The organism is Anaerosalibacter sp. Marseille-P3206, assembly GCF_900155565.1.
GTDB lineage: Bacteria > Bacillota > Clostridia > Tissierellales > Sporanaerobacteraceae > FUHM01.
This window is the reverse complement of record NZ_FUHM01000002.1, coordinates 1,332,814-1,345,779: the sequence shown is the minus strand read 5'-3', so window position 1 is coordinate 1,345,779 and position 12,966 is coordinate 1,332,814. Positions and strand designations below refer to the sequence as shown.

Annotated in this window: 10 protein-coding genes; all 10 read left to right on the top strand. The window is 33.0% G+C overall.

Translation table 11 applies throughout. From position 1 onward, the window contains the following. Window positions 1-8: 8 nt before the first annotated feature. The 10 genes from BQ9840_RS07790 (at window position 9) to BQ9840_RS07745 (ending at window position 12,913) form a co-directional block, all read left to right on the top strand. Window positions 9-1,097, top strand: coding sequence for an ABC transporter ATP-binding protein (locus BQ9840_RS07790; protein ID WP_077369255.1), 1,089 nt, complete (start codon window positions 9-11; stop codon window positions 1,095-1,097). A gap of 41 nt (window positions 1,098-1,138) precedes the next feature. Next, entirely contained in the window at window positions 1,139-2,194 is a 1,056-nt protein-coding gene (locus BQ9840_RS07785; protein ID WP_200804896.1) for an ABC transporter substrate-binding protein, read from the top strand. Window positions 2,195-2,335: 141 nt separating this feature from the next. After that, a complete protein-coding gene (locus BQ9840_RS07780) occupies window positions 2,336-3,853 on the top strand; it encodes an IS1182 family transposase (protein WP_077369253.1) in 1,518 nt (505 codons plus the stop codon). A gap of 242 nt (window positions 3,854-4,095) precedes the next feature. Next, window positions 4,096-5,172 (top strand): multiple monosaccharide ABC transporter substrate-binding protein, encoded by a 1,077-nt coding sequence (gene chvE, locus BQ9840_RS07775; RefSeq protein WP_097677468.1) that lies wholly within the window; start codon window positions 4,096-4,098, stop codon window positions 5,170-5,172. 109 nt (window positions 5,173-5,281) lie between these two features. After that, a complete protein-coding gene (gene mmsA / locus BQ9840_RS07770) occupies window positions 5,282-6,799 on the top strand; it encodes a multiple monosaccharide ABC transporter ATP-binding protein (RefSeq protein ID WP_304528590.1) in 1,518 nt (505 codons plus the stop codon). A gap of 2 nt (window positions 6,800-6,801) precedes the next feature. Then, complete coding sequence (gene mmsB, locus BQ9840_RS07765; protein ID WP_077369251.1) at window positions 6,802-7,962, top strand: multiple monosaccharide ABC transporter permease; 1,161 nt, start codon at window positions 6,802-6,804, stop codon at window positions 7,960-7,962. 21 nt (window positions 7,963-7,983) lie between these two features. Beyond that, window positions 7,984-9,003: a LacI family DNA-binding transcriptional regulator gene (locus BQ9840_RS07760; RefSeq protein ID WP_159436119.1), complete on the top strand. Its 1,020-nt coding sequence runs from the start codon at window positions 7,984-7,986 to the stop codon at window positions 9,001-9,003. 13 nt (window positions 9,004-9,016) lie between these two features. Continuing rightward, a complete protein-coding gene (xylA, locus tag BQ9840_RS07755; RefSeq protein WP_077369249.1) occupies window positions 9,017-10,330 on the top strand; it encodes a xylose isomerase in 1,314 nt (437 codons plus the stop codon). Between the two features lie 14 nt (window positions 10,331-10,344). Then, window positions 10,345-11,856, top strand: a complete 1,512-nt coding sequence (xylB, locus tag BQ9840_RS07750; protein ID WP_077369248.1) for a xylulokinase — start codon at window positions 10,345-10,347, stop codon at window positions 11,854-11,856. Window positions 11,857-11,872: 16 nt separating this feature from the next. Then, window positions 11,873-12,913, top strand: coding sequence for an aldose epimerase family protein (locus BQ9840_RS07745; RefSeq protein ID WP_159436118.1), 1,041 nt, complete (start codon window positions 11,873-11,875; stop codon window positions 12,911-12,913). Window positions 12,914-12,966 lie beyond the last annotated feature (53 nt).

The following is a 12,966-nucleotide window of genomic DNA, read 5'->3' as shown; positions in this document are numbered from 1 at the left end:
GAATGGGTATGAAAGAGTCTAAAAATGTAATTCTTAAAAATGTAACTAAGGAGTTTAAAAGTCATAGTAATAATGGTGTATTTAAAGCAGTTGACAATATATCAGTAACTATTAATCCTGGGGAATTTGTCACATTACTTGGACCTTCTGGATGTGGAAAGACAACAACATTGAGAATGATAGCTGGTTTTGAAACACCTACTTCAGGTGAAATAATACTAGGTGATGAAAACATCAACAAACAACCACCCAATAAGCGTGATACTGCTATGGTGTTCCAAAGTTATGCATTGTTTCCTCATTACAATATTTTTGAAAATATTGCTTATGGACTGAGGATTCAAAAGATGAAGGATAGTACAATAACTGAGAAGGTTAATAGAATAATTGATTTGGTAGGATTGAAGGGTCTTGAAAGTAGAAATCCAGGACAATTGTCTGGAGGTCAGCAACAGAGAGTTGCACTGGCTAGAGCTTTGGTAATGGAACCAGGGGTAATGCTATTTGATGAACCTTTATCCAATTTGGATGCCAAGTTGAGGATTTATATGAGAAATGAGATAAGAAAGATTCAGCAAGAACTTGGTTTGACTAGCATATATGTTACTCATGATCAATCAGAGGCCATGAGTTTGTCTGATAAGGTAATCATTATGAATAAGGGAAAAATTGAACAGGTAGGTACTCCTCAAGAGGTATATCAACAACCTGCTACTGAGTTTATTGCAGATTTTATAGGAACTGCTAATTTTGCTGATGGAGTAGTGAAGGGCATTGAAGCTAATCATGCTATGGTTGAAATGCTAAATAGCGTGGTGAGGGTGCCACTAAAGGGCAAGGATAATTTTAAAATTGGTGATAAGGTTAAAGTTGTCATTCGTCCTGAAGCAGTAGCAGTTGGAGATACTGGTAAGTATGATGGATTGGTTACTATGTCTACCTTTATGGGAAATGTTCAAGAATATTTCATACAAGTAGGAGAACATACAATATTTGTTGAAGTTTCTAATCCAAGTGGAAGGAAAATCTATCATGTGAAAGATAGAGTTAAACTTAATATTCAAGAAGAAAGTTTACACATTATCAAATTATCCTAGGTTTCTATGAAACAAAATATATAAAAAAGCGAGGTATGAACATGAAAAGGAAAATAAGTATATTTATTGTTGTAGCAATGCTTTTAACTTTAGTTACTGGATGTGGTTCTAGTAAAGTAGAAAATAATCAAGAAAATGCTGAAAAAAAACCTGAGAGATTGACAATGTACATTGGTGTAGTTGAAGAACAAGCAATGAAGATTGCTGAGGAATTTGAAGCAGCAACAGGAATTAAAGTTGATTTTGTTCGTATGAGTGGTGGAGAGATATTGAGCCGTGTTAGAGCAGAAAAAGACAATCCAAAAGCTAGTATCTGGTATGGTGGTCCTGCTGATTCATTTGTAGCAGCACAACAAGAAGGATTATTGCAACCATATGTATCTCCAAATGCAGCTAATATTGATGAGCAACAAAAGGATCCTGAAGGATATTGGACTGGTATTTACAATGAGGTACTAGGATTTGTAGTAGATAATCGTTTCTTTGAAGAAAGAAATATTGAAAAACCTAAGACTTGGGATGATTTATTGAAACCAGAATTCAAGGATCAAATAGTGGTTGCTAATCCAGGTGCTTCAGGTACTGCATTCCTTTTCTTATCTGGAATGGTACAACAAAGAGGAGAAGAAGCAGGACTTGAATATATGAAAGACTTTGATGAAAATGTTAAGCAATATACAAAATCAGGTTCAGCTCCTGCAATGTCTGCTGGACTAGGAGAAGCAGCTATAGGTATTACATTTATGCACAATGGATTACGTCATATTGAAGAAGGATTTGAAAATATAAGTGTTATAGCTCCAGAAGATGGAACTTGGTATTCAACAGCAGCTGTTGGAATCATTGATGGTGCACCAGAACTAGAAGCAGCAAAGATATTTGTTGATTGGGCATTGACTAAGGAAGCACAAGAAATAGGTCAACAATTTGGTTCATACCAATTCCCAACTAATCCAGACGCTAAGATACCAGAACAAGCAAAACAATTTTCTAACGTTAAGCTAAATAATTATGATTTGAAATGGTCAGGAGAACACAGAGCAGAACTAGTAGAGAAATGGGACAATATGATTAAGGATACAAAAAAAGAACAATAAGGACAAGGGGACAGGTTGAGGCCACTGAAAAACGATGTAATAATATGTAAGATGAATTAAATATAAAATAGAAAAGCAAAATCCTCCTTAATTTGGTATAATGTAATTGATAAGAAAACATAACCAAAAGGAGGATTTGCAATGCTTAAAGGCAAAAATAATCAATTAAGCATCTACTCAATATTATATAATAAAATACCAGAAAATCATACATTAAAATTAATAAATAAAGCTATAGACTTAAGTTTTGTAACGAAACTACTTGAAGTATCATACAACAAATACTATGGAAGGCCAGCTAAGGACCCTGAACTTATGATTAGACTTTTGATATTACAGTACTTGTACAATTTGTCGGATGAAAAGCTAATTGAAGAATGTTCATTAAACTTATCATATATGTGGTTTTTAGGAATAAATCCAGATGAGGATTTGCCGGAGGCAAGTTTACTATCTAAATTTAGAGTACATAGATTAAATGATATAACATTAGACGAAATTATAACTGAAATTGTAAGACAATGTGTAGAAAAAGGGATAATAGAAAATACTGGTATTAGTATTGATGCAACTCATACAGAAGCTAATACTTTTAAGGCTACTCCTGAAAGGGTAATGAAATACTTAGCAAAGAAAATATTTAAAACTTATGAAGAAGAATCGGGAAAACTACCTGAAAATATAGATAAAGATATTCCAGATTACAAACAAATTGAAAATCATAAAGAAGCAAAGAAAACTATGAAGGATTATCTTGAAAAAGAAATTAAAAAAGTTGAAAACATTGTTAATCAAGAAGAAAATCCTAAAACAATAATGATTTTGGAGAATGCAAAAGAAATATTAAAAGATCCAAAATTCTTAGAACAAAGAGGAGTTCGATCAATTGTTGACCAAGAAGCAAGAGTCGGACATAAAAGTAAAACAGAACGTTTTTTTGGATATAAAACAGAATTTATGATGACAACTGATGAGAGGATAATAACAGCGGTAACAGTAAAAAGTGGAGAATATGTAGATGGAACAAATTTTGATAAGTTAATAGAATTGACTAATCAAACAGGTTTAAAAGTAGAAGAAGTATTTGGAGATAAAGCATATTTTAGAAAGCCGATATTAGATAAAATAAAAGAAATGGAAGCAAAAGCATATATCCCAATAAGCGAAATGGCATATAAGATAGATGAAGAAATATTTAGTTACAACAAAGATTCAGATGAATGGTTTTGTAGCGAAGGAAACATAACAATAAGAAAAAAACATAGAAAAGACAAAAGCGGAAAAGAGACATATAAATATTACTTTGAAAAGGAAAAATGCAGGAATTGTAGCAAAAGAGAAGAGTGTAAAACTGGCAAAAATATTGGTAAAATTCTTGAAGTAGGTATAAACACTCCTGAATTTTATGGATACAGTCAAGAACAAAAAACAGATGAATTCAAAGAAAAATATAAAAAAAGAGCTTGCCATGAAGGGAAAAATGGCGAAATGAAAAATAATCATGGATTAAACCGTGCTCGGGGGTATGGTTTAAGAAGCATGTCCACACAAGCAAAATTAACTGCAATAGCAGTTAATTTAAAGAGGATAGCAAGTATACTATCCTCTAAATTCTCTTTTATTATGAAGTTTTTTAGATTTAAATTGGTATTTTATTAGAAAATAATTATTTTAGGATTAAGGTGTTATTAAAAGGGCACTTTTTCAGTGGCCTCGGACAGGTTTACTGTCCCCTTTTTGTGTGAGTCGGGGGACGGTTATTGACCAAAGGTTTCAAATGCCGTCCCTTGGCTTATTTATCTATAATAAAACGGTTTCCTATTGACATATAATAAAAAAGACTATAAAATATACTTGCAAATGTGCACGAGCACAGAAAAATTATAGGAGGTATCATAAAAATGAAAAGATTTATTGCAATAGTTTTAACTATGCTAATGGTAATTTCTATGGTAGGCTGTGGTGCTACAGAAAAAAGTAACGATTCTGATAGTGTTATCGTTGGGGTATCAATGCCTACTAAGTCACTTCAAAGATGGAATCAAGACGGTGAAAACATGAAGAAGATTCTAGAAGAAAAGGGTTATCAAGTAGAACTTGAATTTGCAGAAAACAAGACAGAGTCTCAAATTTCTCAAATTGAAAACATGATAACTAAAGGTGCAAAAGTAATAGTTGTAGCAGCTATAGACGGAAGTGCGTTGACAAATGTATTGGATAGCGCTAAGGAAGATGGTATAGACATAATTGCATATGATAGACTTATCATGAATACAGATGCAGTTAGCTATTATGCTACTTTTGACAACTATAATGTTGGAACTATTCAAGGAAAGTATATAGAAGACAAGCTTGGATTAAGTGAAGGAAAGGGACCTTTTAATTTAGAAATTGCGACTGGTCCATTAGATGATAATAATGTTGTGTTCTTCTATGGTGGAGCTATGGATGTTTTACAAAAGTATATTGATAATGGACAATTAGTTGTAAAATCAAGCCAAACTACTAGGGAACAAGCAGCAACACCTAATTGGGATGAACAAGAAGCACAAGCTAGAATGGACAATATTATTACAACTCATTATACAGATGAAAAAATAGATGCTGTATTGTGTTCAAATGACTCAGTTTCTCTTGGCGTACAATCTGCATTGAAATCAGCAGGATATGGAACTAGTGAAAAGCCAATGCCTATATTAACAGGACAAGATGCTAATATTTCAAATGTAAAAGCTATAATTGCTGGAGATCAATCTATGTCAGTATTTAAAGATACAAGAGCTTTAGCAGACAAGGTTGCTGAAATGGTTGATTCTATAGTTAGTGGTAAAGAAGCAGAAGTAAATGATACAGAAACATATGATAATGGTGTTAAGGTAGTTCCATCATATTTATTAGAGCCTAAATTTGTTGATGAGAGCAATTATAAAGAATTGCTAATAGACAGTGGATATTATACAGAAGATCAATTGCAATAAACTAATTAAATTTCATACTAGTTTTAACTAGTATGAAATTTAATTTAAATATTTACTTTTACATTGAACAGTAGGAATGGTGATATAAATGGATAATGTTTTGCTGGAAATGAAAAATATAATAAAGGAATTCCCTGGAGTAAAAGCACTTGATAATGTGAATTTTAAAGTAAGAAAAAACACTATTCATGCTATAGTAGGAGAAAATGGGGCAGGAAAGTCTACTCTAATGAATATATTAAGTGGGGTTTACCCAAGTGGTAGTTATAGTGGAGAAATAGTATTTGAAGGTGAAGTGTGTGGCTTTAAAAATATAAAGGATAGTGAAAATAAGGGAATAGTCATTATTCATCAAGAACATGCCCTGATACCTACCCTTTCTATAATGGAAAACATGTTTTTGGGAAATGAAAGAGCTACTAAAGGTGTTATAGATTGGGAAAAAACTAGGGTAGATTGTTTAGAATATATGGACAAGGTGGGGCTGTCAGAGGAGCCAAATACTCTTATAAGGGAAATAGGAGTAGGCAAACAGCAATTGGTAGAGATTGCAAAGGCCTTGGCTAAAGATGTAAAGTTGTTGATACTTGATGAACCGACAGCTTCACTTAATGATCAAGATAGTGAAAAGATGTTGGATTTGATTTTGAGTTTGAAGGAAAAACAAGGTATGACTTGTATCATCATATCTCATAAATTAAATGAAATTGAAAAGGTTGCCGATGAGATTACAGTTATTAGAGATGGAAAGACTATAGAGACTTTAAATAGAGAAACAGATGATATTACTGAAGATAGAATCATTAAGGGCATGGTAGGAAGAGAAATAACAGATAGATATCCAGCTAGGAATAATGAGATAGGGGATGTTTACTTTGAAGTAAAGGACTGGAAGGTATATTCTCCTCACATTCCTGACAAAGTAGTGATTGATGATGTCAACTTTTATGTGAGAAAAGGTGAAGTTATTGGAATTGCAGGACTAATGGGTGCTGGAAGAACAGAGTTGGCAATGAGTATTTTTGGGAAATCTTATGGTTCTAAAATCAGTGGAACTATATTAAAAGATGGTAAGGAATTAGTAATTGATGATGTTGTTGATGCAATAGACAATGGGATTGGATATGTTACAGAGGATCGTAAAGAAAAGGGCCTAATATTGATGAATGATATTAGGGAAAATATTACATTAGCTAGTTTAGATAAGATTAGTGAAAATGGAATACTAGATGAATATAAGGAAATTAATGTTGCAAATGAATATTTGGAAAAAATAAATATTAAGGCACCAAATATTTTTCATAAAACAGGGAATTTGTCAGGTGGAAATCAACAAAAGGTTATGTTAGCTAGATGGATTTATTCAGACCCAGATGTTTTGATATTAGACGAGCCTACTAGAGGTATAGATGTAGGAGCAAAGTATGAAATATATACTATTATCAACGAATTGGCGGCATTAGGTAAATCCATTATTATTATTTCTTCAGAGCTTCCTGAAGTATTAGGTATGAGCGATAGAATATATGTTATGAACGAGGGAAGATTTGTAGGAGAACTAACAAGGGATAATGCGTCTCAAGAAAACATTATGAAGTGTATTATACAAAGTATAAGGGAGGGATAGCCATGGAGAAGTTGAGTGACAAGAATATGAAGATTAATATTAGAAAGTATGCAATGTTTATAGCATTAATTTCTATAACTATATTGTTTCAGATTACTACAGGTGGTGTTCTTTTAAAGCCAATGAATGTTTCTAAGCTTATTATGCAGAATAGTTATGTTCTTATATTGGCTATTGGAATGTTACCAGTTATATTGACGGGAAATATTGACCTTTCTGTAGGTTCTGTATTGGCATTTGTTAGTTCAATTGCAGGAGTGATGATAGTTACTTATCAACTGCCTGTGTGGTTGACAATAATAGTAGCTTTAGCTATTGGAGTTTTAGTAGGTGCATGGCAGGGTTTTTGGATTGCATATGTTAGAATTCCTTCATTTATAGTTACATTGGCAGGAATGTTGATTTTTAGAGGACTGACATTGGTTATTCTAAATGGAAATACTTTAGCTCCTTTTCCAAAGTCATATCAATATCTTGCAGCTGGATTTTTAACTAAAAATCCTGATATGATAAGATTAGTATCATTAATTGTGGGAGTATTGTTTTCTCTTTTGGTAGTGTTTATTGAGATTAGGAGAAGAAAAAGAGAACAAAGATATAATATTAAAACAACTAAAAGTAATGTTTTTATATTGAAAATTATTGTTGAGATAGCTTTAATTATGTTTTCATTGTATTGGTTAAGCCTATATAATGGAGTGCCAGTGGTGTTATTTTTATTGGTGCTTTTGATATTAATTTATAGCTATATAACTAAAAAGACTGTTATTGGTAGAGGAATATACGCTTTTGGTGGAAATGAGAGAGCATCTGAACTTTCTGGTATAAAAACCAACAAGGTTTTCTTTTTAACATATGTAAATATGGGACTAATTGCTGCTTTGGCGGGTATAATATTTTCAGGTAGGCTTAATGCAGCTACACCTTCAGCAGGAAATGGGTTTGAATTAGACGCAATTGCTGCATGTTATATTGGTGGTGCCTCAGCTTCTGGTGGGGTAGGAACTATTATTGGTGCTGTAGTTGGTGGTCTTGTAATGGGTGTTTTAAATAATGGTATGTCAATAATGGGTATAGGTATTGACTGGCAACAAGCTATAAAGGGATTAGTTTTGTTGGCTGCTGTTGCTTTTGACACTTATAATCAAAAGAAAAAGGCATAGATATAGTTTGGAGTTGATATGATGGATGTTACTATAAAAGAAATAGCCGAGATGTGTGGTGTTTCAAGGGGAACAGTTGATAGAGTTTTGCACAACAGAGGAAATGTGAGCAAAGAAACAGCAGCTTTAGTTAAGGATGCTATTGAAAAATTAGAGTATACGCCTAATGTAACGGGAAAGATTTTGGCAGCAAAGAAAACTGGGTTTAAAATAGGAGTAATATTAATTTCTAAAGGTAATCCATTTTTTGATGATGTATTGGAAGGTATAGACAAGGCCAAGAAAGATTTTAAACAATATGGAGTGTCTGTTTTTGTTTATGAATTAGAAGGTTACAATGTAGATAAGCAAATTGAAAAAATGGATGAATTAAAGGATCAAGTAGATGCTATAATATTGAATCCAATTAATGATGTTTTAGTAGTGGAGAAAATCAATGAATTGGTTAAAAAAGGTCTAATTGTAATCAATGTAAATACGGATGTGGAAAATAGCAATAGATTGTATTATATTGGCAGTGATTATATTAAAGGTGGAGAGACATCTTGTGGAGTTTTGGCATTGTTGACAAAGGCTAAGGCCAATGTGGCTATTTTGACTGGTTCGAAAAAAGTATTAGGACATAATCAGAGAATAGAAGGATTTAAGAGGATTAGTGAATTAAGGTATCCTGATATTAATATAGTGGCCATTTCTGAGACAAATGATAGTGACAAATGTGGTTATATAGAGACTATAGATATACTAAAAAAACATGATATCAACTCAATTGTTATAGTTGCCGCCGGTGTTGGTGGAGTGTGCAAAGCGGTTAAGGATATGGAACTTGAGGACAAGATAACAATTGTCAGTTTTGATGCTGTTCCAATTACGAGAGAAATGTTAAAGGAAGGAATAATAAAAGCTACAATATGCCAACAACCTTTTACTCAAGGTTATAAATCTATTGAATTGGCTTATAATTATTTTGTTACAGGGAAAAGGCTTAATAATGATAAATATATTGTTAAAAATGAGATAAGGATATTAGAAAATTTATAAGGAGATGAATTGCATGACAAACTATTTTCCAAATGTACCTATAGTAAAGTATGAGGGTAAGGATTCAAAAAATCCTTTTTCATTTAAATATTATGATGCTAAAAAGGTTATACATGGAAAGACTATGGAAGAACATTTGAAGTTTGCTATGTCTTGGTGGCATACAATGGTTGCAGGTGGTACTGATCCATTTGGAGCTGAAACTATGGATAGAAGCTATGGGAAAAAAGAACCTATGGATATAGCAAAGGCAAGAGCAGATGCTGCTTTTGAGTTGATGACTAAATTGGGTATAAAATATTTTTGTTTCCATGATGTAGATATAGCACCACAGGGAAGTAATTTCGAAGAGACCCGCAAGAATTTTCATGAGATGGTGGATTATATTGAAGAGAAGATGAAAGGTACTGATATAAAATTGCTTTGGGGTACAGCAAATGTATTTTCTAATCCAAGATATATGCATGGTGCTGGAACATCACCTAATGCAGATAGTTTTGCATATGCAGCTTCTCAAATTAAAAATGCTATAGATGCTACTATCCAATTAGGTGGAATGGGATATGTTTTCTGGGGTGGTAGAGAAGGTTACGAAACCCTACTAAATACAGATATGAAATTGGAATTGGATAATATGGCTAGACTTATGAAAATGGCCGTAGAGTATGGACGTAAAAAAGGATTTAAGGGAGATTTCTATATTGAACCAAAGCCAAAGGAACCTACTAAACATCAATATGATTTTGATTCTGCTACAGTTTTGGCGTTTTTGAGGAAATATGGATTGGAAAAAGATTTTAAGTTGAATATAGAAGCAAATCATGCAACATTAGCAGGACATACATTCCAACATGAATTAGCTACTGCAAGAATTAATGGTGTATTTGGAAGTGTGGATGCTAATCAAGGGGATCCAGCACTAGGATGGGATACAGATCAATTCCCAACTGATATTTATAGTGCTACTCTTGCAATGTACGAAATAATTAAGGCTGGTGGATTTGTAAATGGTGGCCTTAATTTTGATGCAAAGGTGAGAAGGGGTTCATTTGAATTTGATGATTTAGCATTAGGATATATTGCTGGTATGGATACATTTGCGTTGGCTCTTATAAAGGCATATGAGATAATTGATGATGGAAGAATTGATGAATTTATAAAAGCAAGATATTCAAGTTATAGTACAGGCATTGGTAAGAAAATTGTTGAAGGAAAAACTTCTCTTGAAGAACTTGAACAATATACAATAGACAATGGTGAGCCTACTATGGAAAGTGGTAGACAAGAGTATTTAGAATCAGTATTAAACAATATATTGTTTAAGTAACAGAGGTGATTTTTATGAATTATTTGATTGGAATAGATGTAGGTACTTCAGGGACAAGATCAGTTTTATTTGATGAAAATTTGAATGTAATAAGTTCAGCTTCTGAGGAATACCCACTTTATCAACCACATAATGGATGGGCAGAACAAAATCCTGAAGACTGGGCTAATGCTACTATTAATACTATTAAAACCATTATAGAGGAAAGTGGAGTTAATGGTAAAGACATCAAAGGAATAGGATTGTCAGGTCAAATGCATGGACTAGTTATGCTAGATGAAAATAATGAAGTTATAAGACCTGCAATCATATGGGCAGATCAGAGGACAGAGAAGGAATGTATTGAGATAACAGATAAGGTTGGCAAGGAAAAGTTAATTGAGATAACAGCAAATCCAGCTTTGACAGGATTTACAGCATCTAAGATACTATGGGTTAAAAACAACGAGCCAAATAATTATAATAGATGTAGACATATATTATTGCCTAAGGATTATGTGAGATTTGTACTGACGGGTGTATACGCTACAGACGTATCTGATGCTAGTGGAATGCAGCTACTAGATGTTCCAAAAAGAAAGTGGTCTGATGAGATATTAGAAATTCTTGAAATTGATAAAGATAAATTAGCTAAAGTATATGAATCCCCAGAGATTACAGGGAATATAACAAAATCTATAGCTAAAAAAACAGGTTTAAGGGAAGATACAGTAGTTGTAGCTGGTGCAGGAGATAATGCTGCAGCTGCAGTTGGAACAGGAGTAGTTACTGATGGAAGTGCATTTACTACTATTGGAACTAGTGGAGTTGTATATGCACATAGTAGCGAGGTCTTTATTGATCCTAAGGGCAGAGTTCATACTTTTTGCTGTGCTGTTCCCAATAGCTGGCATGTTATGGGTGTAACCCAAGCGGCAGGTCTTTCTCTAAAATGGTTTAAAAACAATATTTTTGAAGGTTTTGATTCATCAGGAAAGGCTAATTATGATATGATAAATGAACAAATTGAAAAAGTAGAAATAGGAAGCGAAAAGTTGATTTATTTGCCATATTTGATGGGGGAAAGAACTCCTCATTTAGATCCGAATGCTAGAGGAGTGTTCTTTGGATTGTCTGCAAAACATGATAAGAAAAATTTAGCTCGTGCTGTTATGGAAGGGGTATCCTTTTCTCTAAAGGATTGTTATGATATTTTAATTGGTATGGGCTTAGAGATTGATGAAATGATGATAACTGGAGGCGGCGCAAAGAGTAAAGTGTGGAGGCAGATGCTAGCAGATGTATTTAATTGCAATGTAGGAACTATCAAATCAGAGCAAGGAGCTTCTCTAGGGGCAGCTATATTAGCAGGAGTTGGAGCAGGAATATTTGAATCTGTTGAATATGCATGTGAGAAATATATTAACAAAGGTCAAGAGATCATTCCAAATGAAGCTAGTCACAAGATTTATAATCGATATCATGAGATTTATAGAGAAATTTATAAAGATTTAAAAGAATCCTTTAAGAAGCTTAGTGAAATATAAATGGAGTGTGAGTTTTGTGGAGCATGTAAAGGTAGATTTTTTTGGAATCACAAAGGATTCAAATAAAGTATATAAGTTTACTATTACTAATAATAATGGTACGGAAGTTGACATTATAAATTATGGAGCAACTGTTACATCTTTTAGAACAAAAGATGATTTTGGGAAAATAGATGATATTGTTCTAGGGTATGACAATATAAGTGATTACGAAAAAGGTGAGAAGTTTTTTGGTTCTACTATAGGTAGAAATGCAAATAGGATTTCTAATTCATCTTTTAAGTTAAATGGTAAACTGTATACTCTTTATAATAACGAAGATGAGAATCATCTACATGGTGGAAAAATTGGATTTCACAAAAAAATTTGGGATTATGAAGTAAAAGACCGTGGAGTGTTGTTTACTTATGTAAGTGAAGATATGGAGGAAGGTTATCCTGGCAGATGTATTGTAAATGTAGAGTTTAGTTTAACTGATTTGGATGAGCTTTGCATAAATTATACTGGGGAAACTACAGAGGATACAATATTGAATCTTACAAATCACAGTTATTTTAATTTGAAGGGGCATAGTAGTGGCAGTATTTTAGGACATAGTTTGATGGTCAATGGAGATAACTTTACTCCTATTAAACAGAATTGCATCCCTACTGGAGAAATACGCAAGGTTGATGATACGCCATTTGATTTAAGAAAAGCTAAAAAGATATCTGATGTGATAAATGAAGAACATGAGCAGCTTTTATATGGCAATGGATTGGATCATAACTATTGTATTAATGGAGAAGATAGTCAACTTAAACTAGCTGCTATACTTGCAAGTGAAGATAAGAGTAGAAAGCTTTTTGTATATACAACAGCTCCAGGAATACAGATATATACAGGTAATTATATAGAAAATGAAAGAGGAAAAGATGGTATTGTATATAATAACCATTCTGGAATATGCTTAGAAACACAATATTATCCAGATAGTATAAATATAGATGGATTTCCCAGCCCCATATTGAGGACTGGAGACAAATACACAAGCACAACCATCTACCAACTAAAGTAAGGACATGGGGACAGGTTTACTGTCCCTTTTTGTGAGTCAGGGGACTTATCCCT

Excerpts from the sequence above, each read along its gene's own strand:
- BQ9840_RS07790 (WP_077369255.1), top strand. The coding sequence starts at position 9 with ATGAAAGAGTCTAAAAATGTAATTCTTAAAAATGTAACTAAGGAGTTT.
- BQ9840_RS07785 (WP_200804896.1), top strand. The coding sequence starts at position 1,139 with ATGAAAAGGAAAATAAGTATATTTATTGTTGTAGCAATGCTTTTAACT.
- BQ9840_RS07780 (WP_077369253.1), top strand. The coding sequence starts at position 2,336 with ATGCTTAAAGGCAAAAATAATCAATTAAGCATCTACTCAATATTATAT.
- chvE (WP_097677468.1), top strand. The coding sequence starts at position 4,096 with ATGAAAAGATTTATTGCAATAGTTTTAACTATGCTAATGGTAATTTCT.
- mmsA (WP_304528590.1), top strand. The coding sequence starts at position 5,282 with ATGAAAAATATAATAAAGGAATTCCCTGGAGTAAAAGCACTTGATAAT.
- mmsB (WP_077369251.1), top strand. The coding sequence starts at position 6,802 with ATGGAGAAGTTGAGTGACAAGAATATGAAGATTAATATTAGAAAGTAT.
- BQ9840_RS07760 (WP_159436119.1), top strand. The coding sequence starts at position 7,984 with ATGGATGTTACTATAAAAGAAATAGCCGAGATGTGTGGTGTTTCAAGG.
- xylA (WP_077369249.1), top strand. The coding sequence starts at position 9,017 with ATGACAAACTATTTTCCAAATGTACCTATAGTAAAGTATGAGGGTAAG.
- xylB (WP_077369248.1), top strand. The coding sequence starts at position 10,345 with ATGAATTATTTGATTGGAATAGATGTAGGTACTTCAGGGACAAGATCA.